19 protein-coding genes are annotated in these 21,716 nt (G+C 60.4%); 8 read left to right on the top strand and 11 right to left on the bottom strand.

The window, feature by feature from the left end:
* Positions 1–51 precede the first annotated feature (51 nt).
* From JLC71_RS02050 to JLC71_RS02040, 3 genes are all read right to left on the bottom strand, one after another.
* On the bottom strand, positions 52–543 hold the full coding sequence (locus JLC71_RS02050; protein ID WP_200917026.1) for a PEP-CTERM sorting domain-containing protein: 492 nt from the start codon (positions 541–543) through the stop codon (positions 52–54).
* A gap of 632 nt (positions 544–1,175) precedes the next feature.
* Positions 1,176–2,603: a D-alanyl-D-alanine carboxypeptidase/D-alanyl-D-alanine endopeptidase gene (gene dacB, locus JLC71_RS02045; protein ID WP_200917025.1), complete on the bottom strand. Its 1,428-nt coding sequence runs from the start codon at positions 2,601–2,603 to the stop codon at positions 1,176–1,178.
* Positions 2,600–2,812, bottom strand: coding sequence for an oxidoreductase-like domain-containing protein (locus JLC71_RS02040; RefSeq protein ID WP_200917024.1), 213 nt, complete (start codon positions 2,810–2,812; stop codon positions 2,600–2,602). The genes dacB and JLC71_RS02040 overlap by 4 nt, the downstream gene beginning before the upstream one ends.
* Positions 2,813–2,828: 16 nt before the next feature.
* On the opposite strand from JLC71_RS02040, the gene dnaX reads away from it, so the two are divergent.
* From dnaX to recR, 3 genes are all read left to right on the top strand, one after another.
* The gene (dnaX, locus tag JLC71_RS02035) at positions 2,829–4,616 is read left to right on the top strand and encodes a DNA polymerase III subunit gamma/tau (RefSeq protein WP_200917023.1); all 1,788 of its coding nucleotides are present in this window, start codon (positions 2,829–2,831) and stop codon (positions 4,614–4,616) included.
* 37 nt (positions 4,617–4,653) lie between these two features.
* A complete protein-coding gene (locus JLC71_RS02030; protein WP_200917022.1) occupies positions 4,654–4,983 on the top strand; it encodes a YbaB/EbfC family nucleoid-associated protein in 330 nt (109 codons plus the stop codon).
* Between the two features lie 171 nt (positions 4,984–5,154).
* Positions 5,155–5,754 carry a recombination mediator RecR gene (gene recR, locus JLC71_RS02025; RefSeq protein ID WP_200917021.1) on the top strand — a complete coding sequence of 200 codons (600 nt, stop codon included), beginning with the start codon at positions 5,155–5,157 and terminating at the stop codon, positions 5,752–5,754.
* Between the two features lie 72 nt (positions 5,755–5,826).
* Here the strand turns inward: recR and JLC71_RS02020 are convergent, their stop codons facing one another.
* The 4 genes from JLC71_RS02020 to JLC71_RS02005 all read right to left on the bottom strand — a co-directional run bounded on the left by JLC71_RS02020 (position 5,827) and on the right by JLC71_RS02005 (position 9,999).
* Positions 5,827–6,915, bottom strand: a complete 1,089-nt coding sequence (locus JLC71_RS02020) for an ABC transporter ATP-binding protein (RefSeq protein WP_200917020.1) — start codon at positions 6,913–6,915, stop codon at positions 5,827–5,829.
* Positions 6,916–6,926: 11 nt separating this feature from the next.
* Positions 6,927–7,775, bottom strand: coding sequence for a carbohydrate ABC transporter permease (locus tag JLC71_RS02015; RefSeq protein ID WP_200917019.1), 849 nt, complete (start codon positions 7,773–7,775; stop codon positions 6,927–6,929).
* On the bottom strand, positions 7,768–8,667 hold the full coding sequence (locus JLC71_RS02010) for a carbohydrate ABC transporter permease (RefSeq protein ID WP_200917018.1): 900 nt from the start codon (positions 8,665–8,667) through the stop codon (positions 7,768–7,770). The genes JLC71_RS02015 and JLC71_RS02010 overlap by 8 nt, the downstream gene beginning before the upstream one ends.
* Positions 8,668–8,769: 102 nt before the next feature.
* Positions 8,770–9,999, bottom strand: coding sequence for an ABC transporter substrate-binding protein (locus tag JLC71_RS02005; RefSeq protein WP_236250947.1), 1,230 nt, complete (start codon positions 9,997–9,999; stop codon positions 8,770–8,772).
* Between the two features lie 182 nt (positions 10,000–10,181).
* Between JLC71_RS02005 and JLC71_RS16690 the strand changes: the two genes are divergently transcribed.
* A protein-coding gene (locus tag JLC71_RS16690; RefSeq protein WP_374757613.1) for an IS5 family transposase occupies positions 10,182–10,984 on the top strand; the annotation gives its coding sequence in 2 pieces (ribosomal slippage) (positions 10,182–10,584 and positions 10,584–10,984; 804 coding nt in all).
* 116 nt (positions 10,985–11,100) lie between these two features.
* On the opposite strand, the gene JLC71_RS01995 is transcribed toward JLC71_RS16690, so the two are convergent.
* The 4 genes from JLC71_RS01995 to edd form a co-directional block, all read right to left on the bottom strand.
* Positions 11,101–12,168, bottom strand: coding sequence for a porin (locus JLC71_RS01995; protein ID WP_200917015.1), 1,068 nt, complete (start codon positions 12,166–12,168; stop codon positions 11,101–11,103).
* A 389-nt stretch (positions 12,169–12,557) separates the two neighbouring features.
* On the bottom strand, positions 12,558–13,562 hold the full coding sequence (gene gap / locus JLC71_RS01990) for a type I glyceraldehyde-3-phosphate dehydrogenase (RefSeq protein WP_200917014.1): 1,005 nt from the start codon (positions 13,560–13,562) through the stop codon (positions 12,558–12,560).
* 199 nt (positions 13,563–13,761) lie between these two features.
* On the bottom strand, positions 13,762–14,385 hold the full coding sequence (locus JLC71_RS01985; RefSeq protein ID WP_200917013.1) for a bifunctional 4-hydroxy-2-oxoglutarate aldolase/2-dehydro-3-deoxy-phosphogluconate aldolase: 624 nt from the start codon (positions 14,383–14,385) through the stop codon (positions 13,762–13,764).
* A 70-nt stretch (positions 14,386–14,455) separates the two neighbouring features.
* Positions 14,456–16,282: a phosphogluconate dehydratase gene (edd, locus tag JLC71_RS01980; RefSeq protein ID WP_200917012.1), complete on the bottom strand. Its 1,827-nt coding sequence runs from the start codon at positions 16,280–16,282 to the stop codon at positions 14,456–14,458.
* A 382-nt stretch (positions 16,283–16,664) separates the two neighbouring features.
* On the opposite strand from edd, the gene zwf reads away from it, so the two are divergent.
* The 4 genes from zwf (at position 16,665) to pgi (ending at position 21,664) form a co-directional block, all read left to right on the top strand.
* Complete coding sequence (gene zwf, locus JLC71_RS01975; RefSeq protein ID WP_200917011.1) at positions 16,665–18,116, top strand: glucose-6-phosphate dehydrogenase; 1,452 nt, start codon at positions 16,665–16,667, stop codon at positions 18,114–18,116.
* Between the two features lie 145 nt (positions 18,117–18,261).
* A complete protein-coding gene (gene pgl, locus JLC71_RS01970; protein WP_200917010.1) occupies positions 18,262–18,960 on the top strand; it encodes a 6-phosphogluconolactonase in 699 nt (232 codons plus the stop codon).
* 139 nt (positions 18,961–19,099) lie between these two features.
* A complete protein-coding gene (gene hexR, locus JLC71_RS01965; RefSeq protein ID WP_200917009.1) occupies positions 19,100–19,945 on the top strand; it encodes a transcriptional regulator HexR in 846 nt (281 codons plus the stop codon).
* Between the two features lie 72 nt (positions 19,946–20,017).
* On the top strand, positions 20,018–21,664 hold the full coding sequence (pgi, locus tag JLC71_RS01960) for a glucose-6-phosphate isomerase (RefSeq protein ID WP_200917008.1): 1,647 nt from the start codon (positions 20,018–20,020) through the stop codon (positions 21,662–21,664).
* Positions 21,665–21,716: the final 52 nt, after the last annotated feature.

Genomic DNA, 21,716 nt, shown 5'->3' with positions numbered 1-21,716 from the left:
GGTGCAAGCTCGCGTTGCCGCAAGCTTGCACCGCACTGCATCAGTACGAGATCAAGCGGCAGCAACGCCAGTGGCGCGTTGCTTGCGACGACGCGACAGCAGCACGCCGAGCAAACCAGCACCCATCAGGGCATAGGTTTCAGGCTCCGGCACCGGCGCCGCCACCGATGCCACGTTGAGCTTCAAAGTACCCAGCCAGTTCGCGCTCTTGTTGACGGCAAAGAACGCCGAATAAGTGCCCGCGCTTGGCAGATCGAAGCTACCGCTGTAGCTGCGTGTACCCGGGTTAAACACCACGCTCTTGAGATCCAGCAAGCCGGCAACCGGCGAGAGCTGGAAATTCACGGCAAACAGATTCGCCAATTCGCCGATCGCGCTGGTTGGGGTCAGATCAAAGGTCAGCTTCGACGGGCCAGCGACCGCGAAGACATCGCTCGACGCAAATGCACCGGCATCCAGCGCATAGGTCTTGCTGAACGCAGCGTGGCTAAGGCTTGCTGCAAAAAACATGGTGGCCGCAGCCAAAACTTTCATGCCTTTCATGACAAACTCCTAATATAAGTAACTGATTAATTTACAATCGCCTGATTTGATAATTACGCTTATTGGTTTTATGGTCCGCAGAATGCCACGCCATCTGTTGCATCACAATGACAAACGAATAAGTCAGTATTGGCTAATATTAGAATTAACAGGAAAGGCCGCACCAGCTCTGGCGCGGCGCCGAATATGAACTTTCAATTAACGCTAAAAAAAATCGGCAGCGTACAGAAAGTAATTGGAAATATTCAGCAACAAAAATCACCGAACTATTGTCAGTAATTTTCGTAATAACAACAGAAAAAGAACCATCGTCGGCAAGACCGAATCGGGCTGACAAGTAAGCAAACAAGGCATTGATTTGGAAGAACATAAAGAGGCGTCATCACGATCCGATCAACAGATCGATACTGGATAAGCGTGTGATGAAAGTACGAGCAAGGCCGCCCCCAGCGCGAGGGGTTCGACCGCGCCGCTCATTGGCGCTTTTAAAGCATCTTTAATCCGGGACAGCGAACCTGTACCGGATATTTGAAGTGATTGCGCCAGCCGACTGCATGCGTTGCCCGTTCCATATTCGGCGTGGTGAGCAAGCCAAAAGCGCCGCCGCCCCGCAACAGGCGCGGGGCGGCGGCTCAGGAACGCAGTGCGGCGATCTCGGCGGATTGCCGGGCGGCCACCCAGCGCAGCAAGGCATCGAGCACCGGCATTGCGCCGGGTGCTTTCGGGTGGTTCAGCAGCGCGACCACGACCCAGTCACGCCCCTGCTGATCGCGCACATAGCCGGCCACCGCGCGCACGTCCTTCAGCGTGCCGGTCTTGATATGCGCGGCACCGGCTTCATTCTTGAGGCGCTTTTTCATCGTGCCGTCGATGCCGACGATGGGCAGCGATGAGATGAACTCGGGCGCCAGCGGGCTGCGGTAGGCCGACACCAGCATCTGTCCCAGGTGCTCGGCGCTGATGCGCTCGACCCGGGACAAACCGGCACCGTTTTCCAGCCGCAACTCGGGCATGGCCAGCCCCTGTTGCTGCAGCCAGCCGCGCACGCGCATGTCGGCGGCGGTCACGGTGTCGCGCCCGTCTTCCGGCGCGGTGGCGCCCAGGGTCAGGAACAACTGCCGCGCCATCAGGTTGTTGCTGAACTTGTTGATGTCCCGAACCATCTCGGTCAGCGGCGGCGAGACACTGCTCGCCAGCACCCTGGCCTGCAGCGGCGCGACGCCATCGCGCACCTGGCCGCTGAAGCGCCCGCCCTGCTCCTGCCATAGCGAGCGGAACAGGCTGGCGGTATAAGACTTGGCATCAAGCACGGCAAAGTAGCGATCACCGGCGCAGTCCGACGGAAAACGCCCGGTGATGCTGACGCTGGCCTGCGGGCCGGCATCGTTGATCTTGAGCTGGACGCCATCCTTCCACGCCGCGCAATTCGCGCCTGGCCCGAGCTTGATACTGCTGTCGAGCCGAACCCGGTCGAGCGCCGGTTCCAGCGTTGCGCGCACGCCGTTCGCGTCGCTGCGCAACATCAAGCGCACACTGCCGAAATTGCTGGTCAGCGCATCGGGCGGCACCAGATAGGGCTGGCCGGATTCGTCGCTGTCATCGTCAAACGCCGACGTCGCCGCCGGCAGCCTGAACGCGCTGCGGTCGAGCACCAGATCACCGCGCAGATCGCTGATGCCGGCGGCGCGCAGTTCGCGCACCAAGAGCCACATCCGCTCGAACGTCAGTTTCGGGTCGCCACTGCCTTTCAGATACAGCGGCCCGTTGAGCACGCCATTCACCGCCGGCGCATCGGACAGCAGCTGGGTTTTCCAGCTGTATGCCGGGCCGAGCAGGTTCAGCGCCGACCAGGTCGTGACCAGCTTCATCGTCGACGCCGGATTCATCGGCCGGCCGGCGTTTTCCAGCAGCACCGCCGCGCCGCCATCCACCGGCAGAATCGCCGCCGCCAAGGCCGATGCCGGCACGCCGGCCTTGGCCAAGGCCGATTCAACCTCGGCCGGCAAGGCGGCGGTCGCGGCGCCGGAACACAACAGCAAGAACAGCAGGGCGCGTTTCATCGGCTGGGTAAATCCTTGAACTCGGGATGGCGCAGCAACCACGCCGCATAGGCGCGCCGATACGCATGCAGCGCCTCGGCATAAGTGTCGAAAATGCACGGCTCGCAGCCGCTGCCACAGCACTCTTCCAGCGCGGGCTCGAACGGCGGCTCGGGTGGTGGATCGTCGGGAGGGAAATCGGGCAGGAGCTGATTGTCTGGGTTGGGCATCTGTTAGAATCCGGGCATGGCTTATCAAGTTCTCGCCCGCAAGTGGCGCCCCAAGACCTTCGCCCAGCTCGTGGGCCAGGAGCATGTGATCAAGGCACTCGCGAACGCCTTCGCGAACGGGCGCCTGCATCACGCCTATCTGCTCACCGGCACGCGCGGCGTCGGCAAGACGACCATCGCGCGAATCATGGCCAAGGCGCTCAATTGCGAGACCGGCATCACGTCCGAGCCGTGTGGCGTGTGCGGCGCGTGTACGCAGATCGACGCGGGGCGTTTTGTCGACCTCTTGGAGATCGACGCGGCGTCCAACACCGGCATCGACAACATCCGCGAAGTGCTCGACAACGCACAGTACGCGCCGACCGCCGGGCGGTTCAAAGTGTACATCATCGATGAAGTGCACATGCTCTCCAAGAGCGCCTTCAACGCGATGCTGAAAACGCTGGAAGAGCCGCCGGGCCACGTCAAATTCATCCTCGCGACCACCGACCCGCAGAAGGTGCCGATCACGGTGCTGAGCCGTTGCCTGCAGTTCTCCTTGCGGCAGATGACGCCGCAACAGGTCTCCGGCCATCTGCACAAGGTGCTCGACGCCGAACAGATTGCGTTCGAGCCCGGCGCGCTGCCGATACTCGGCCACGCCGCCAACGGCTCGATGCGCGACGCGCTTTCCTTGCTCGATCAGGCCATTGCCTATGGGGCCGGTCGCGTTGACGAAGCCGGCGTTCGGGCCATGCTCGGCGCCGTCGATCAGGGCTATCTGTTCGAGCTGCTGCAAGCGCTGCTGGCGCGTGACGGCGCGGCACTGCTGGCGACCGCCGATGCGATTTCCGGCCGTGGCTTGTCGTTCGAGGCCGCGCTTGGCGAACTGTCGCATCTGCTGCAGCAAATCGCCGTCGCCCAAATGGTGCCGGGCGCGCTGGCCGACGATCTGCCTGCGCGTGACGCGATTATGGCGCTGGCTGCGGCGATGACGCCTGAAGATGCGCAACTCTATTACCAGATCGCCCTGCACGGCCGGCGCGATCTGCCGCTGGCGCCGGACGAATACGCCGGCTTCACCATGACGCTGCTGCGGATGCTGGCCTTTGCCCCAAGCGACGCTGGCACGCTGGCCAGGCTGCCAAGCCGTGGCGAAACGGCGCAAATTCCGCGCCCGGCGGCAGTAGCAGTCGTAGCGCCTGCCGCTCCGACTCCGACTCCGACTCCGACTCCGACTCCGACTCCGACTCCGACTCCGACTCCGACTCCGACTCCGACTCCGACTCCGACTCCGACTCCGACTCCAGCCCAGCCTGCGCCGGTTGAAGTACCGGCACAACGCGATACGCCACCGTGGGAAGACGCCGCACCGGCGAACGAACCAGCACCGCGCGAGCCCTTCCCCGAGCCGGATGCGGCACCTGTCGTCGAACAAGCACCCGCCGCATTCGATGGCGATTGGCGCGCACTGGTCGGCCAGCTCAAACTCGGCGCTGCCGGCATGCTGGCGCAAAATGCCCAACTCGTCAGTTGGAGCGAAGACCGCTTCGAGCTACTGGTTGCCGATGTGCACCGCGCGGTGGCAACGCGTGACTTTCAGGACAAACTGCGCGAAGCGCTGATCCAGTACTTCGACAAACCGATCCAGCTGATCGTAACCATGGGCGAAGCCAGCGGCGATACGCCGGCGGCGCACATGATGCGCGAGAAAGAACAGCGCCAGAACGAAGCCGAAACCGAAATCCAGAACGATCCTTTCGTACAGGCGCTGGTGCGCGATTTTGACGCCACCGTCCTGCCCGATTCGATCAAACCACTCTGACAGCCCCGCTGTCGATTTTCATCTCAGGAGCACAACCATGTTCAACAAGGGTGGCATTGGCCAACTGATGCAACAAGCGCAGAAGATGCAGGAAAAAATGCAGCAAGCGCAGGAAGAACTCGCCAACGTTGAAGTCGAAGGTCAGGCCGGCGCCGGCATGGTCAAGATCGTCATGACCTGCAGCCACACGGTCAAGCGCGTGAGCATCGATGATTCACTGCTGTCCGACGACAAGGACATGCTCGAAGACCTGATCGCCGCCGCGTTCAACGACGCACAGCGCAAGGCCGAGGCCACCAGCCAGGAACGCATGTCCGGCATGACCGCCGGCCTGCCGTTGCCACCGGGCTTCAAGCTGCCGTTCTAAGAATCTATCGGATTAGGCGGCTACGCCTTCGCATTTTGTCCCCGTCCGATGCTCGGAATCCTCATGGACCCATGTCCATTCCGGTTCCTGTGCTTCGGGCGGGAACAAACTGCTTTGGCTCGCTCGCCTACTGCGATAGATTCTATGCATCGTTGCTCAATTCCTTCTTCTATGTCCACCGTCCCCTCTTCGCTTCAGCAACTGATCCAGGCACTCAAGGTGTTGCCCGGCGTCGGGCCGAAATCGGCCAGCCGCATGGCCTACTACCTGCTGCAGCGCGATCAGGCCGGCGCCGCCAATCTGGCGCACGCGATCGAATACGCGATCGCCACGCTCAAGCATTGCCGCCATTGCAATACCTTTACCGAAGCGGCCGTTTGCGAGATCTGCCTGGACGACGAGCGCAATACACGCCAGCTTTGCGTGGTCGAGATGCCGACCGATCTGTTGATGATCGAGCAAACACTCGCCTATCAGGGCTTGTACTTTGTGTTGATGGGCAGGCTGAGTCCGCTCGATGGCATCGGCACCAAGGACATCGCTTTCGAGCGTCTGCTCGAACGCGCCTGCGACGGTGAAATCGAAGAAGTCATCCTCGCGACCAACTTCACCGTCGAGGGCGAAGCGACCGCGCACTATCTGGCCGAAACGCTGCGCGCGCGCGGCCTCAGGGTGTCGCGCATCGCCCGTGGCCTGCCGGTCGGCGGCGAGCTGGAACACGTCGACCCGAGCACGCTGGCACAAGCGCTGGTCGAGCGCCGGGGGCTCTGAGACCACGGCCAGCCCCACTCCAAACGGGGCTGTCGATATCCCATGGCCGCAGAAGGCAACACCGGCAGGACGTCAGACGATCCGCGCTTCGGTCTCCGGATCAAACAGCACGGCCTTGCTCATGTCCGGGCGCAGATGCAGCACCGCACCGGGCGCACGCGCATCGCGCGGGTGCAGCCTGGCTTGTACCTCGATGCCATTGACCTGGGTAAACACGATGGTGTCCGGCCCGGTCGGCTCGGTCAGATGCACCTTGCACGCCAACCCAACCTCATCGCTGGACACCTCCCATTGCTCCGGACGAATGCCGACGATCACCCGTTTGCCGACATGCTCGGCGTAACGTCCGCCATCGACCAAGGGCACGAAGCATGCGGCTTCGTCGCTTTGCAGGCTGACGCCGATCGCGCCGCCTTCGCGGGCCAGATGCACCGGAATGAAGTTCATCGACGGCGAACCGATAAAACCGGCGACAAACAGATTGGCCGGCGTGTCGTAGATATCCTGCGGGCTGCCGAACTGCTGGATCACGCCATCCTTCATTACCGCGATCTTGTCGCCGAGCGTCATCGCCTCGATCTGGTCGTGTGTGACGTAGACGATGGTGGTTTTCAACCGGTGATGCAGCTGCTTGATTTCGGTACGCATTTCGACGCGCAGCTTGGCGTCGAGGTTGGAGAGCGGCTCGTCGAACAGGAACAGCTTGGGGTTGCGCGCCAGCGCCCGCCCCATCGCCACGCGCTGACGCTGACCACCGGATAGCTGCGCCGGTTTGCGATCGAGCAAATGATCCATCTGCAGCATTTTGGCGACGCGGGCAATCACTTCTTCCTGCTCCTTCTTCGGCACACCACGCGTTTCCAGGCCAAAGGCGATGTTCTGCCGCACGTTCATCGTCGGGTACAGCGCATAGCTCTGGAACACCATCGCAATGTCTCTATCTTTCGGCGCCACGTCGTTGACGATGCGGTCGGCGATATGGATTTCGCCGCTACTCGGCGATTCCAGTCCGGCGATGATGTTCATCAACGTCGACTTGCCGCAGCCCGATGGCCCGACCAGAATCAGGAACTGGCCCGCATCGATATGAATATCGATGCCTTTGAGAATATGCGTGTCACCGAACTGCTTGGTGACGTTCTTGATGGCCAATGCACCCATCGGTTTTCCCCTTATCCCTTGACCGCGCCGGCAGCGAGGCCGCGCACGAAGTATTTTCCCGCCAGCACATAGACGGCGATGGTCGGCAGCGCGGCGATCAACGCCGCCGCCATATTGACGTTGTATTCCTTGACCGAGGTCGAGGTATTCGCGAGGTTATTCAGGCCGACGGTGATCGGCTGGCTATCGCCGGCCGAGAACACCAGACCGAACAGGAAGTCGTTCCAGATCTGCGTGAACTGCCAGATCAGCGTCACCATCAGGATCGGCAAGGACATCGGCAGCACGATGCGCAGAAAAATGCGCCAGAAGCCCGCACCATCAAGCCGTGCCGCCTTGATCAGTTCGTCCGGAATGCCGACGTAGTAGTTGCGGAAGAACAGCGTCGTGCCGGCAATCCCGCAGACGATATGCACGAACACCAGGCCGAACATCGAGCGCGCCAGCCCGAACCAGCCGAGCGTCTGCGCCATCGGCAGCAGCAGCACCTGGAACGGGATATAGAGCCCGAACAGCAGCATCGCGAACACCCACTCCGAGCCCCGAAAGCGCCATTTCGACAGCACATAGCCATTCAGTGCGCCCAGTGCGGTCGAGATCAATACCGCCGGGATCACCATCCGCACCGAGTTCCAGAAGTAGCCCGACAAGCCCGAGCATTCGATCCCGGTACACGCGCTGCCCCACGCCTTGCGCCAGGCGTCGAAACTGATCGTTCCGGGCAGCGACAGCAGATTGCCGGCACGGATTTCGTCCATGCTCTTCAGCGAGGTAGTGAGCATCACGTACAGGGGCAGCAGGTAGTAAAGCGCTGCGATGATCAGGGCGGCGTAGAGCGCGCCACGCCAGGGCTTAGACATTGCGCCCCCTCCTCAGCTCGGAATACAGATAAGGCACCACGATCGCCGACACGGTCACCAGCATCATCATTGCACTGGCGGCGCCGAGGCCCATTTGCCCGCGAGTAAACGCCATCTGGTACATGAAGGTCGCCGGCAGATCGGACGAGAAGCCCGGGCCGCCACCGGTCAGCGCCATCACGAGGTCGAAGCTCTTGATCGCAATGTGCGCCAAGATCATCAGCGTCGAGAAGAACACCGGCCGCATCGCCGGCAGGATGATGCGCCAGTAGATGCGCGGCAAACTGGCGCCGTCGATCTGCGCGGCCTTGATGATGGCATCGTCGATGCCGCGCAGGCCGGCCAGAAACAGCGCCATCACGAAACCGGACGATTGCCAGACGCCGGCAATCACGATCGTATAGATCGAGCGATCCGGATTCACCAGCCAGTCGAAACTGAAACCGGCATAACCCCAATCGTGCACCAGCTTTTCCAGCCCCAAGCCCGGATTGAGCATCCAGCCCCAGGCGGTACCGGTGACGATGAATGACAGTGCCAGCGGGTACAAATAGATGGTGCGCAGCGCACCCTCTAGCCTGATTTTCTGGTCGAGCAGGATCGCCAGCACGATGCCGACCGCCATCGCGCCACCGATAAACAGCACGCCGAAAATGAACAGGTTCTGTACCGCCACCCACCAGCGCTCGCTGGCGAACAGCGCCTCATATTGCGCCAGCCCGGCCCACTCGAAATTGGGCAGCAAGCGCGACGCCGTGAACGACAAGGCGCCGTTCCAGGCGATGAATCCGTACAGGAAAATCAGTACTAGCAGAAAGGACGGCGCCAGTACCAGCCGGGGCAGCCAGTGCTCGGCAAAACCGTAGTGCGCCGGACGCGGCATCACGGACATGTAAACCTCCAGGGCAGGCGATGCCCGACCGGATCAACGCCCGGCCGGATATAAAACCGTCGTCGCTTACGGCATGCCACAACGCGACGCCGGACTCGACGATCAACGCACCTTGGCGGCGACAGCGAGTTTTTCGGCGGCCTTCTGCGCGCTGGCGCTATCGTCATTCCAGAACTGCGAAATCACGTCGTACATCGCCCCCTGGGTGGACGAGTACATCGCCATGCCGTGGGCAAACGATGGCAACAACGTACCCTTGGCGGCATCCATCTTGAAGTCCTCGGCCGACTTCTTGCCGCAATCGTCGAACTTGCCCATGTCCATGCCCAGCCGCGCCGGAATCGAGCCCTTGTTCAGGTTGAAGAGTTCCTGAAACTGCGGGCTCATCAACGTTTCGGCCAGATGCTTCTGCCCCTTCACCGCATCCTTGTTCGGCAACTTGAACATCACGAAACTGTCGATATTGAACGTATAGGCATTGGCGGTGCCCGGCGCGGCCACACAGAGGAAATCCTTGCCCGGCACCTTGCCGGCGGCGAGGAACTCGCCCTTGGCCCAATCGCCCATAAATTGCATCGCAGCGGTTCCGTTGATGACCATCGAGGTCACCAGATTCCACTCCCGCCCGGCGCTGGCCTTGTCGGTATACGGCTTGATACGCTTGTAGGTTTCCAGCACCTTGACCATGGTCGGGCCTTTCAGCGTAGCCTGATCGAGCTGGACGAAGGCTTTCTTGTAGAAGTCGACACCACCGACACCCAGTGCGACGGTCTCGAACACCGTGGCATCCTGCCACGGCTGGCCACCGTAGGCGACCGGCTGAATACCAGCCTTCTTCAGCGCATCCGCCGCCTTGAAGAACTCATCCCACGTCGTCGGCACCTTGACATTGGCCTTCTTCAACAACAGCGGGTTCACCCATAGCCAGTTCACCCGGTGAACATTGACCGGCGCAGCGACGTACTGGCCCTTGTACTTCATCACACTGGAAACCGCAGGCGGCAGCACCTTGTCCCAGTTGTCCTTTTTGGCGACGTCGTCGATCGAAGCCAGCACGCCCTCGGCGCCCCACTCCTGAATCGCCGGGCCCTTGATCTGCGCCGCAGCAGGCGGGTTGCCCGAGACCACGCGCGCCTTCAGCGCTGTCATCGCGTTCTCGCCAGCGCCACCGGCAACGGCGAAATCCTTCCACTTGTCGCCTTTGGCTTCAAGCATTCTCTTCAGCTCGCCAGCGGCCTTGGCTTCGCCACCGGAGGTCCACCAATGCAGGACCTCGACCTCGGCAGCCTGAGCCGAAAACGCCATCGCCAACGCAAGGGCTCCCATCGACATACGCACAGCTCGCATTCTTCTGTTCTCCTCGGTACAGGCCGCCTCTTGGCGACCTCGCAAGCTAAGCGTAGGCAACATAAGTCACACCTGATATCAGGTGATCGCCGATCAGGGCAGAAATGTAGGGCGAACACCCTAGATGGTGTCGTCACGAGTGATTGGCGAGTGTGTATGCTGCCGCCATGACAAGCACACCGCCGACCAAGCGCCTGGTACACCGCCGCCACGACCTTCCTGATCAAACGTGGCTTTTGCTCGAACCGCTCCTGCCCGGTCGCCACGGCGCCTGGGGCGGCCGGGCCAGAGATAACCGCCTGTTCCTCAACGCCGTGTTCTGGATTTTGCGTACCGGCGCCCCATGGCGCGATTTGCCGCCCGATTATGGCGACTGGAAGAACACCCACCGCCGCTTTTGTCGCTGGCGTGACAAGGGCGTCTGGGCACACCTGCTTGAAGCGCTGATCACCAATCCGGATTTCGAATGGCTGATGATCGACGCCACGCATGCCAAGGTGCATCCGCATGCCAAGGTGCATCCGCATGCCGCCGGCGCACGCGGCGGCAATCAGGCAATGGGGGTGACCAAAGGGGGCTAAACAGTAAGCTGCACTTGGCGGTGGACGCGCACGGCATGCCGGTGCGGGTCTTGGTGACCTCGGGCACGACGGCGGACTGCACCCAGGGCGGCGCGTTGATTGACGGCTTGAGCGCGGAATACCTGCTGGCTGATCGTGGCTATGACAGCGACGCCATCGTTGCTCAGGCCTCGGCGCAAGGCATGAGAACGGTGATTCCGTCGCACCGCAACCGTAAGGCGCCGCGTGAACACGATGCGGCGCTGTATCGCCACCGGCATCTGGTTGAAAATGCGTTTTTGCAGCTCAAACGCTGGCGAGGCATCGCCACGCGCTATGCCAAGAATGCGGCGTCATTCCTGGCGGCAGTCCAGATTCGCTGCATTGCGATCTGGGCGCGCATCTTGTGACGACACCACCTAGACTACAAATTGAATCGGCGCCCTCGCTGGGGCGCCGATTGAAACGAAAAAAGGGCGACCGAAGTCGCCCTTTCTGAACTAGCAAATCGAATCAAACGAATCGATTAGAAGCCGGTCCAGGTACCGAACAGCAGACGGTAGCTGTCGCTGTCCTTGGCCATGGTTGCGTAGTTTGCGCCCATGTTAGCGTTCTGGCCTGCCATCGAGTAACGACCTTGAACGTAAGCAACGGTGTTGTTCGACAGCGAGTAGTTCCACTGACCGTAGATCACGTTCGAATCGCTATCGTTGATCTTTTTGCCGTTTTGCTCAACTTCGTCGAAGTAGTTGTACGTCAGGCCAACGGTGTGCTTACCGGCCGAGTAGATACCTTGCACGAAGTACTGGTTCTGGTCGCCCGACAGGCCGGCCCACGAATTTTCCCAGCCCTTGTAACCCGCCTTGACGGTGAAGGCGCCGAAGTTGTAGCCACCGGCCACAAACCAGAACTTGCTCGGATCTTCCGAGTGAGTCACAACACCAGTCGAGCTAACGGCAGTATCTTCACCTTGGGTGTAGCCAGCGTCGATCATGAAGCCATTGCCCGAGTAACCGGCGGTCACGTCGACAAAGTATTCTTGGTCCACGCCTTCGATCTGGTTGTTCTGGCTACGGAACGAATACATACCCGAGAACGAGAAACCGCTGAAGTTCGGCGAATCGTAAACGATCGAGTTTTCTGGGTTGTAAGCAATCAGGCCCAGTTCTGCAACGTGCATTGCACCACCGAGGTTGCCGTACGGCCAGTCAAGCTTCAGGTAGGTCGGGCTATAGACCTTACCAAAGCGCACGGTACCCCAGTCGCCTTGCCAGCCACCCCAAGCTTCACGGTTGCCCCAAACACGATCCGACGAACCGGTATTGGTATCGCTACCCTTGGCACCAGCTTCACGGTAGTTTTCAACACCAGTCCAGATCTTCCAGATTACCTTGGAGCCGTTGTCGAGCTTGTCGCTGCCCGAGAAAAAGATACGCGGCTCAACGTCGAGTTCAACTTCCTCACGGAAGCCGTTTGCATTGGAACCATGAACATAGATGTCGGCTTCGATCGAACCACCGATGGTGACTTCGGCGAAAGCCGGAGCCGCGAAAGCAGCTGCGAGGGAAGCAGCAACCAGAGCACGTTTGAACATTTATAGGTCTCCTAGATACGAGAGTTGGTTTCTTTCTAATTAGATGAAGAACCAGCCGTAACAGCACGATTTGCGGTACGTCTGACGCAACCTTGCTCTACTGGAATCAGGATAAAAGAATCGACTTGCTACGGGCAAACCCGCTTGCACTCGCTCAGGAAAACCGTTGCCCACATACAACACAACAAATAAAAAGCCGCCAGTAAAGGGCTGTTTTTAAAGGACTTTTCAATAAAACAACGCAGCTTACATGGCACTCCGGAGTGCCTTGGTGCCATCGGACATCTGGCTACCCCCCACCCGCAGCCATGCCACGACCGCACGTTTACCAGCATTCAAGCGACAAAAAACCCGCCGAGGCGGGTTTTTTGTCGGGCGCGGAATACGGCTTACTTGCCGGCCATCACGCGGACCATCTCCAGCACCTTGCTGGAATAGCCCCATTCGTTGTCGTACCAGGCGACCAGCTTCACGAAAGTCTTGTCCAGCGCGATACCGGCGCCAGCGTCGAATGTCGAGGTGCAGGCTTCGCCACGGAAGTCGGTAGAAACGACCTTCTCGGTGGTGTAACCCAGCACACCCTTCATCGGGCCTTCCGACGCGGCCTTCACGGCGGCGCAAATTTCTTCGTAGCTGGCTTCCTTGTTCAACTCGACGGTCAGGTCAACCACGGAGACGTCGGAAGTCGGCACGCGGAACGACATGCCGGTCAGCTTGCCCTTCACTTCCGGAATCACCACGCCGACGGCCTTGGCTGCACCAGTACTGGACGGGATGATGTTTTCCAGAATGCCGCGACCACCGCGCCAGTCCTTGTTCGATGGGCCGTCAACCGTTTTTTGCGTCGCAGTCGCGGCGTGGACCGTGGTCATCAGGCCGCGCTTGATGCCGAAGTTGTCGTTGATGACCTTGGCAAGCGGTGCAAGGCAGTTGGTGGTGCACGACGCGTTGGAAATGATGTTCTGGCCGGCGTAGGTGCTGTCGTTCACGCCGTAGACGAACATCGGGGTGTCGTCTTTCGACGGCGCCGACAGGATGACCTTCTTGGCACCGGCCGCAATGTGTTTCTCGGCGGTTTCCTTGGTCAGGAACAGCCCGGTCGACTCGACGACGACGTCGGCGCCGATTTCGCCCCACTTCAGCTCAGCCGGATCCTTCACGGCGGTCAGGCGGATGGTTTTGCCGTTGACGACGAGGTTGCCGCCTTCGACCTTCACGTCCCCCTTGAACTTGCCATGGACGGAGTCGAACTTGAGCATATAGGCGAGGTAGTCCGGCTCCAACAGATCGTTGATACCGACGATCTCGATGTCGTCCGCGAAGTTGTAAACGGCAGCACGGAATACCATGCGGCCGATGCGGCCGAAACCATTGATACCTACTTTGATAGCCATGGATCATCTCCAGAAGGATGGAATAGTTGGACGGTCAGAGCATACAAGCACCGGCATAAGGTGCCTTTGTGCCATGACAAGCACCGTACGTACATTAGGGACTTACGCGACCGTCATAAACAAATGGATCATTGCGCAAGCCCTCAGTTTACTCGCCGAAGGGGAAAGACCAAGCACGCCCCCTCCCGGCGACCTGTGGTCAGGGACGCAGCGAGGCCGCTTCGCGGGCTAGCTTGGTAATGCCGGCCCAGTCGCCGGCGGCGACCATGTCCTTCGGGGCAAGCCAGGAGCCGCCAACGCAACCGACGTTCGACAAGGCCAGCAGCTTCGCGGCCGATTCCGGTGTTACGCCGCCGGTCGGGCAGAACAGGATTTGCGGCAGCGGGCCACCCATGGCCTTGAGCATACCCAGGCTGCCCGCCTGTTCGGCCGGGAACAGCTTGAGCGCATCAAAACCTTCTTCCAGCGCGGCAATCGCTTCGGACGGCGTCATCACGCCCGGCAGCAACTGGATATCCGCTTCGCGTGCGGCGGCAGCGAGCTTGGGCGTCAGGCCCGGGGTGACTGCGAAGACAGCACCGGCGGCTTTCGCATGGGCGAATTGTTCAGGGCGAACAACGGTACCAACACCAACGATGGCATCGGGCACGTTATCGGCAATCGCGCGGACCGCTTCCAGTGCCGCTTCGGTGCGCAGAGTGACTTCCAGTACGCGAATACCGCCCTCGACCAATGCCCTGGCCAGCGGCACGGCATGTTCGACCTTCTCGATCACCAGCACCGGCATAACCGAGCAGGAACGCATGATTTCACGAATTTGCATGGCAGGATTCCTAATGTGTTAACCAATAAGTAGATGCCGACCCCAGGGCCGGCAAGTTTGTAATACTCAATTAGTGCGCGAGGCCGAGGCTCAACGCGCCTTCCTCGGCACCGGTCGCCAGCTGACGGAAACCGGCAAAGAGCTCACGGCCCATCCCATGGCCGTTCTTGCTCAGATCGGCCGTCACGCATTCACGCGCAGCCCATTCCGCGGCGTCGACCTTGGCGATCAGCTCGCCGCGAACCGCATCCAGACGCAGCACATCGCCGGTGCGAACCTTGCCCAGCGGCCCACCCGAAATCACTTCCGGGGTCAGGTGAATCGCCGCTGGCACCTTGCCCGACGCGCCGGACATGCGACCATCGGTCACCAAGGCCACCTTGAAACCGCGATCTTGCAACACACCCAGCGCCGGGGTCAGTTTGTGCAGCTCAGGCATGCCATTGGCACGCGGCCCCTGGAAGCGCAGCACGACGATGAAATCTTTTTCAAGTTCACCGCGCTGGAACGCAGCCAGTACATCGTCCTGGTCATCAAATACGATCGCCGGCGCTTCGACCACGTGGTGCTCTTCCGCCACGGCCGAAACCTTGATCACGGCGCGACCCAGATTGCCTTCGAGCACTCTGAGACCGCCGTTCTTGCTGAACGGGTTGGTGTGCGGACGCAACACGGCGTCGTCGCCCGATTGCAGTGGTGCCTCGCGCCAGATGGCCTTGCCGTCGTCGCCCAGGAAAGGCTCTTGCGAGTGCCGACGCAAACCGTGACCGGCGCAGGTCAGCACGTCGTCGTGCAGGAAGCCGCCATCGATCAATTCGCGAATCAGATAGCCCATGCCACCGGCGGCGTGGAAATGGTTTACGTCGGCGGCGCCGTTCGGGTAGACACGAGCCAGCAGCGGTACGACGTCGGACAAATCGTGGAAGTCGTCCCAGTTGATTTCAATCCCGGCCGCCTTGGCAATCGCAACCAGATGAATCGTGTGGTTGGTCGAGCCACCGGTCGCCAGCAGGCCGACGATGCCGTTGACGATCGACTTCTCGTCGATCACCTTGCCGACCGGAATGAACTCATTGCCCAGCGCGGTAATCTGCGCGACGCGGCGCGCGGCCGCAGCGGTCAGCGCATCACGCAGCGGTGTATTCGGATTGATGAAGGCAGCGCCCGGCAGGTGCAGACCCATCACTTCCATCAGCATCTGGTTCGAGTTGGCAGTACCAAAGAAGGTGCAGGTGCCCGGGCCGTGGTAGCTACCCTCTTCGGAGGCGAGCAATTCATCGCGGCCGCATTTGCCTTCGGCAAACAGCTGGCGAACCTTGGCTTTTTCCTTATTGGAAATCCCCGAGGTCATCGGGCCGGCCGGAACGAAAATCGCCGGCAGATGACCAAACTGCAATGCACCGATCAGCAGACCCGGAACGATCTTGTCGCAAACGCCGAGGCAAAGCATGCCGTCAAAGACGTTGTGCGACATCGCCACGGCCAGCGACATGGCAATCACGTCGCGGCTGAACAGGCTCAGCTCCATGCCCGGCTGCCCCTGGGTCACGCCGTCGCACATCGCTGGCGTGCCACCGGCGAATTGCGCCGTTGCGCCGACATCGTGCACTGCTTGCTTGATGATGGCCGGAAATGTTTCCAGCGGCTGATGCGCCGACAGCATGTCATTGAACGACGAAACGATGCCGATGTTCGGTTGGCGCATTTCGCGCATCATGATCTTGTCGTTTTCCGGAGCGGCCGCCCAAGCGTGCGCCTGGTTGGTACAGGCCAGTCCCTTGCGGATCGGCTCTTTCTGGGCCGCGGCTTCGAGGCGCTGCAGATAACGGGTACGCGATTCACGGCTGCGTTCGACGATGCGGGCCGTAACTTCGGTAAGACGGGGATGTAAAGCCATGACGTACTCCGGTTGACCGCGCCTCGACGCGCGCTGCTGTAATGGATCTTTAGGATCGCAGTAGTGAATGCCGCAAGATTACGGCGTAGTTTTACTACAACCCCCTACCAAACTCAACCATAACTCCTCACAAACCGACTTCGTTGCAACGCACAATTCACGACCAACGGCGCGGGTTTGCTGGATTTCTCAGCAATCGTCATGCGGGAAATCCCGCAGGCAACCAAAAGCGTTTGCGCCGATTTTTAAGCATGTAGTAACATTACGAAGTCTTACTACGCCCAGACCTCGGCGCGTACGCCAGCCTCGCCCACCAGGCGCATGGCTAATCCACAGGACGCGCACGCAGCCGAGTTCAAACGAATAACTCAGGAAGGATGCTATGACCCAGATCGACGCGTTCGACATGGTGCTGTTTGGCGGCACCGGCGACCTCGTGATGCGCAAACTGTTGCCGGCGCTGTATCACCAGAATCAGGACGGCAACCTGCCCGCCGAAGGTCGCATCATCTGTCTGGGCCGTAGCGTGCCCGATACCGCGGCCTACCTCGACAAGGCCCATGCCTTGGCCAAGGGTTACCTCGGCAAGCATTACAACGACGCCGACTGGGCCTCGTTTGCCAAGCGCATCCAGTACCTCAAGATCGATGCCAACAAGCCGGAAGAGTTCGGCGTTCTGGCCGATGCGCTGAACGAATTTTCCAAGCGTGCTCGCGTGTTTTATCTCTCGACCGCGCCAGACCTGTTCGCACCGATCTCCAAGAGCCTCGCTGCCGTCGGCCTGACCAAGGGCAATGCCCGCGTGGTGCTGGAAAAGCCGCTGGGCCATGACCTCGCGTCGTCGAACAAGATCAACGACGAAGTCGGCGAATACTTCGAAGAACACCAGATCTACCGGATCGACCACTACCTCGGCAAAGAGCCGGTGCTGAACCTGATCGCACTGCGCTTCGCCAATACGCTGCTCGAACCGCTGTGGCGCCGTGAATGGATTCGCGACGTACAGATCACCGTCACCGAGCAGGTCGGCGTGGAAACCCGTGCGGATTTCTACGACAAGACCGGCGCGCTGCGCGACATGATCCAGAACCACCTGCTGCAGTTGCTGACCATCGTCGCGATGGAGCCGCCGGCTTCGTACGATGCCGACGCGGTCCGCGACGAAAAACTCAAGGTACTGCGCGCACTCAAGCCGTTGACGGCCGAAGATGTCCATACCAAGGTCGTACGCGGTCAATACCGTGCCGGAGCGGTGAACGGCCAGCCGGTGCCGGGCTATCTGGACGAGCCGGATGTCCCGGCCGGCTCCAAGACTGAAACCTTCGTGGCGCTCAAGGCCGAAATCCAGACCTGGCGCTGGGCCGGCGTGCCCTTCTTCCTGCGCACCGGCAAACGCCTGCAGGAACGTCTGGCCGAGATCGTCATCAATTTCCGTGAAGCGCCGCATTCGATCTTTGGCAAGACCGGCACGCCCAACCGTCTGGTGATCCAGCTGCAGCCGGATGAGTCGGTTCGGCTTTACCTGATGGCCAAAGAACCGGGCAACCAGGTCCGCTTGCGTCCGGTCCACCTTGACCTCGATTTCAAGGAAACCTTCACCACCCGCAGCCCGGAAGCGTACGAGCGCCTGTTGATGGATGTGATCCGTGGCGATCTGTCGCTGTTCGTGCGTCGCGACGAACAGCGTGCCGCCTGGAAGTGGGTCGAGCCGATCATCGACACCTGGGAATCCAGCCCGGACGCGCCTAAAGCGTATACCGCTGGCACCTGGGGCCCAGCCGCATCGTCCGCACTGCTGTCGCGTGACGGCCTGTGCTGGCACGAAGAGAGCTAATCACCCCCAGCACCACGGCTGGCATCGTCGCGGATCAATACCGGCACGGGCTGTTCAGCCCTGCCGGCTTCCCCTTCTGCGCAAGGGCCAGCTGGCTGCTTCTTGCCGCGATCATCGCGGCAATCACTGAAATATCGAGGTGTAGATGTCTCTGCAATGGCATGAATTCGCTTCGAAAGCGCAACTGGATATCGCGCTTGCCGCGCATATCGCAGGCCAACTGAAAGCCGCGATCGAAACGCGTGGCGGGGCCAGTCTGGCCGTATCCGGCGGTCGTACGCCCGCCGGCATGTTTGCCGCACTCTCCCAGATGCCACTTGATTGGCGCCGGGTCAACATTACGCTGGTCGATGAGCGCTGGGTTCAGCCCGACCACGCCGACAGCAACGAAAAAAGTGTTCGTCAGCATCTGTTGCAAGGGCTGGCGGCCAAGGCGAATTTCATTTCGCTGGTCAACGGCGCGGCCACGCCGCATGAAGCACTGCCGGCCATCGAAGCACGTTTGGCAATTTTCCCATCACCGATCGATGTACTGATTCTGGGCATGGGCGATGATGGCCACACCGCGTCGCTGTTTCCCGATGCCGTCGAACTTGAAGCCGCCTGTCGCTCGGACGCCATGCTCGCCGCGGTCACGCCGCCAGTGGCGCCGCATCAGCGCATCACGCTCACGCTACCGACCATTGCCAATGCGCGCGAGGTGATCGTTCATATCACCGGCGAGGGCAAGAAAGCCTTGTTGCAAGCGGCGCTGGTTGAAGACAAACCAGTACAGCAGCAATTTCCGATCCGGCGCGTGCTTGATCGCGTTGTCGCGACCAAATCAGTGTTCTGGACGGCATAAAGCCGTAGCAAAGACAACGTGCGGGGCCAAGAGCCCCCCGCGGCTTTAACCATGTTTGACAGAGACCCGGGGGATTCCCGGCCCAGCCGAGCCAATCGCAACGCGGGCCTGAGACTTCGCCGTTTGAGTGAGACCGACCATGCTTGAACGTATCAAGACAGTGATCGACACCCTGAGCAAGTCCGAGCGCAAAGTCGCCGAACTGGTGCTGGCACAACCGAATCTGGTGGCCAATGCACCCATCGCGCAAATTGCCAATCTTTCCGATGTCTCGCAGCCGACGGTGATCCGCTTTTGTCGCAGCCTCAATTGCTCGGGTCTGCAGGACTTCAAGCTCAGACTGACCCGCAGTCTGGTCTCGGGCGTGCCTTATGTGCACTCGATGGTGTCGGCTGACGACTCGGCCCACGACCTCGCGAAAAAGCTGTTCGACAACAATATTTCGCACCTGCTGCGCTGCCGTAACGAGCTGGATACCGAGGCACTGGAGCGGGCGATCCGCGTGCTGGCCAACACCCACAAGATCGAAGTCTGGGGTCAGGGCCAATCCGGCGCGGTGGCGATTGACGCACAGAACAAATTTTTCCGCCTTGGCGTGCCCACCGTCGCGTATACCGACCCGCACATGCATGGCATGAGCGCGTCGATGCTCAAACCCGGCGATGCCGTCATCGCGGTATCCAATTCGGGTCGCACCCTCGACCTGCTCCGTTCGGTCGAAATCGCCCGCGATGCCGGCGCCGATGTCATCGGCATTACCCACTCCAAGTCACCACTCGCCAAGCGCTGCAATATCTGCCTGTACGCCGACACGATGGAAGACCCGGATCTGTACACGCCGATGATTACCCGCATTGTTCACCTAGTGATCATCGACGTCCTCGCTGTCGGCGTTGCGCTCAAGCGCGGCCCTGAATTGATTGACCAGCTCGAAAAAATGAAGCGCAACCTGAAAGAAAAACGGGTTCGCAGCCATGACCACTGAAAAGGTGGCAGCCAAGACCGCGGCCTACCGTGGCATCAATACCGTGAAAAACGTGTGATAAGGAAAGAGTCGATGTCGAAGTTGACCCAATCGCCGGCCTGGCAGGCACTCGCAGCGCATTATCAGGATGTATCGTCGCTGCATATGCGCGACCTGTTTGACGCGGATCCGCAGCGTTTCGAAAAACTCTCGCTCGAATCAGGCGGCCTGTTTTTCGATTACTCGAAGAACCGCATTACCGAGCAGACGATGTCGCTGCTGTTCGACCTCGCCCGGCAGTCAGGCTTGAAGGATCGCATCGAGAAGATGTTCTCGGGCGAGAAGATCAACACCACCGAAAACCGTGCCGTGCTGCATATCGCGCTGCGCAATCTCGACAAGACGCCGATCCTCGTCGACGGTGAAGACGTGATGCCCAAGGTCAACGCGGTCAAGGAGAAGATGTTCCAGTTCTCCGACGAGATCCGCTCGGGCGAGCGCACCGGCTATACCGGCAAGGCCTTCACCGACATCGTCAACATCGGTATCGGCGGCTCGGATCTCGGCCCGGTGATGGTCTGTAACGCGCTGAAGGATTTTGGTCACCAGCGCCTGACCATGCACTTTGTTTCCACCGTTGACGGCGACCAGATCGTCTCGACGCTGAAGAAGCTCAATCCGGAAACAACGCTGTTCATCGTCGCATCCAAGACCTTCACCACGCAGGAAACGCTGACCAATGCGCGCACCGCGCGGGCATGGTTCCTCGATCGCGTCGGCAACGAAAGCCACATTGCCAAGCATTTCGTCGCCGTATCGACCAACGTCAAATCCGTGGCCGAGTTCGGCATCGACACCAACAACATGTTCGAGTTCTGGGACTGGGTTGGCGGCCGTTACAGCCTGTGGAGCGCCATCGGCCTGCCGATCGCGATCTACCTTGGCAAGCACGACTATCAGGATCTGCTCCACGGTGCCTACACCATGGACGAGCACTTCAAGAACAAGCCACTCGAACAGAATCTGCCGGCGATCATGGGCCTGCTGGGCGTGTGGTATGTCAACTTCTTCGGTGCCAACACCCAGCTGATCTCGCCATACAATCAGGCACTGCAACGCTTCCCGGCCTATCTGCAGCAACTGGATATGGAATCGAACGGCAAGTCGGTCGATCTGGACGGCAACCGCATCGATTACCACACCGGCCCGGTGGTATGGGGCGATGCCGGCATCAATGGCCAGCACGCTTATTACCAGATGCTGCATCAGGGCTCGCAGCTGGTGCCGATCGACTTTATTGCCAGCATCGAGCACCCGGAAATTCCGGAGCCGCACAGCACCATCCTGATGGCGAACTTTTTCGCCCAGACCGAAGCATTCATGCGCGGCAAAACGGATGCGGAAGTTCGCGCCGAACTCAGCGCCGCCGGCATTACCGGTGAGGCACAGGATGCACTGGCACCCCACAAGGTGTTTGAAGGCAACCGCCCGACCAACTCGATCCTGATGCAGCGGCTGACGCCGCGTCGCCTTGGCGCGCTGATTGCGCTGTATGAGCACAAGGTATTCGTGCAAGGCACCATCTGGAACGTCAACTCGTACGACCAATGGGGCGTGGAACTGGGTAAGCAGCTGGCGAAGAAGATCGAAAGCGATCTGGTCACGCCAGGCCTGACCTCAAGCCACGACGCCTCGACCAACGGTTTGATCAACTATTACAAGCGGAACGTTCCGCGCTGAGCTTTGGCGCAGAACCGAACCGCGACTCACCACTACTACTAACCTCTTTAGT

This window comes from Jeongeupia sp. HS-3 (assembly GCF_015140455.1).
Lineage (GTDB): Bacteria > Pseudomonadota > Gammaproteobacteria > Burkholderiales > Chitinibacteraceae > Jeongeupia.
The sequence above is the reverse complement of the archived record's forward strand: the minus strand, read 5'-3'. Positions and strand labels throughout refer to the sequence as shown.

Bases quoted from the DNA above. Each gene is read 5' to 3' on its own strand.
- dacB (WP_200917025.1), bottom strand. From the start codon at position 2,603: ATGAAACGCGCCCTGCTGTTCTTGCTGTTGTGTTCCGGCGCCGCGACC.
- edd (WP_200917012.1), bottom strand. From the start codon at position 16,282: ATGGCTTTACATCCCCGTCTTACCGAAGTTACGGCCCGCATCGTCGAA.
- JLC71_RS02005 (WP_236250947.1), bottom strand. From the start codon at position 9,999: ATGTCGATGGGAGCCCTTGCGTTGGCGATGGCGTTTTCGGCTCAGGCT.
- hexR (WP_200917009.1), top strand. From the start codon at position 19,100: ATGCTTGAACGTATCAAGACAGTGATCGACACCCTGAGCAAGTCCGAG.
- pgi (WP_200917008.1), top strand. From the start codon at position 20,018: ATGTCGAAGTTGACCCAATCGCCGGCCTGGCAGGCACTCGCAGCGCAT.
- zwf (WP_200917011.1), top strand. From the start codon at position 16,665: ATGACCCAGATCGACGCGTTCGACATGGTGCTGTTTGGCGGCACCGGC.
- JLC71_RS02030 (WP_200917022.1), top strand. From the start codon at position 4,654: ATGTTCAACAAGGGTGGCATTGGCCAACTGATGCAACAAGCGCAGAAG.
- JLC71_RS01995 (WP_200917015.1), bottom strand. From the start codon at position 12,168: ATGTTCAAACGTGCTCTGGTTGCTGCTTCCCTCGCAGCTGCTTTCGCG.
- JLC71_RS02015 (WP_200917019.1), bottom strand. From the start codon at position 7,775: ATGTCTAAGCCCTGGCGTGGCGCGCTCTACGCCGCCCTGATCATCGCA.
- JLC71_RS01985 (WP_200917013.1), bottom strand. From the start codon at position 14,385: ATGCAAATTCGTGAAATCATGCGTTCCTGCTCGGTTATGCCGGTGCTG.
- dnaX (WP_200917023.1), top strand. From the start codon at position 2,829: ATGGCTTATCAAGTTCTCGCCCGCAAGTGGCGCCCCAAGACCTTCGCC.
- pgl (WP_200917010.1), top strand. From the start codon at position 18,262: ATGTCTCTGCAATGGCATGAATTCGCTTCGAAAGCGCAACTGGATATC.
- JLC71_RS02040 (WP_200917024.1), bottom strand. From the start codon at position 2,812: ATGCCCAACCCAGACAATCAGCTCCTGCCCGATTTCCCTCCCGACGAT.
- JLC71_RS02010 (WP_200917018.1), bottom strand. From the start codon at position 8,667: ATGTCCGTGATGCCGCGTCCGGCGCACTACGGTTTTGCCGAGCACTGG.
- gap (WP_200917014.1), bottom strand. From the start codon at position 13,562: ATGGCTATCAAAGTAGGTATCAATGGTTTCGGCCGCATCGGCCGCATG.
- JLC71_RS02020 (WP_200917020.1), bottom strand. From the start codon at position 6,915: ATGGGTGCATTGGCCATCAAGAACGTCACCAAGCAGTTCGGTGACACG.
- JLC71_RS02050 (WP_200917026.1), bottom strand. From the start codon at position 543: ATGAAAGGCATGAAAGTTTTGGCTGCGGCCACCATGTTTTTTGCAGCA.
- recR (WP_200917021.1), top strand. From the start codon at position 5,155: ATGTCCACCGTCCCCTCTTCGCTTCAGCAACTGATCCAGGCACTCAAG.